The sequence below is a fragment of the Curtobacterium caseinilyticum genome, assembly GCF_030363035.1.
In the GTDB taxonomy this organism is placed as follows: Bacteria; Actinomycetota; Actinomycetes; order Actinomycetales; family Microbacteriaceae; genus Curtobacterium; species Curtobacterium caseinilyticum.
This window is the reverse complement of sequence record NZ_JAUCMN010000023.1, coordinates 1-574: the sequence shown is the minus strand read 5'-3', so window position 1 is coordinate 574 and position 574 is coordinate 1. Positions and strand designations below refer to the sequence as shown.

Genomic DNA, 574 nt, shown 5'->3' with positions numbered 1-574 from the left:
GGCACCGCGGGCAAGACCACGATCGACGACACCGTCGTGTCGAAGGTCGCGGGCATCGCTGCTCGTGAGGTCAACGGCGTGCACTCGCTCGGCGGCGGCGCCGCTCGTGCGATCGGCGCGCTCCGCGACCGGATCGGCCAGCACGACCACGGTCAGGGCGTCAAGGTCGAGGTCGGCGAGAAGCAGGTCGCCGCGGACGTCGTGATCGTCGCCGAGTACCCGGTGTCGCTGCAGGAGGTCGCCGACGGGGTCCGTTCCTCGGTCGCGCGTGCGCTGCAGCAGATCGTCGGCATGGAGGTCGCGGAGGTCAACGTGACCGTCCAGGACGTCTTCATCCCGGGCGACGACGACGACAACGACGACAAGAAGGAGTCCCGCGTTGAGTAACACACTCGTCGGCGCGCTGATCGGCGCGATCCTCGCCGTCGTGGCACTGCAGTTCGGGTTCTGGGGCTTCGTCCTGGTGATCGTGTTCGGCCTCATCGGCGCCCTCGTCGCCGCCCTGGCGACGGGGAAGATCGACCGCGGCGCGTTGACGGACGTGCTGACCGGACGCCGGAGCTCCCGGTGAGCG

General features: G+C 69.7%; 2 protein-coding genes. Both read left to right on the top strand.

What is annotated here, in order from left to right; genetic code table 11:
- Positions 1 to 387, top strand: a 387-nt coding sequence (locus tag QUG93_RS15990) for an Asp23/Gls24 family envelope stress response protein (protein ID WP_289475616.1), incomplete at its 5' end; no start/stop codon positions are given.
- On the top strand, positions 380 to 571 hold the full coding sequence (locus tag QUG93_RS15985) for a DUF2273 domain-containing protein (RefSeq protein WP_289475615.1): 192 nt from the start codon (positions 380 to 382) through the stop codon (positions 569 to 571). The genes QUG93_RS15990 and QUG93_RS15985, both read left to right, overlap by 8 nt.
- The last annotated feature ends 3 nt before the right edge of the window (positions 572 to 574 follow it).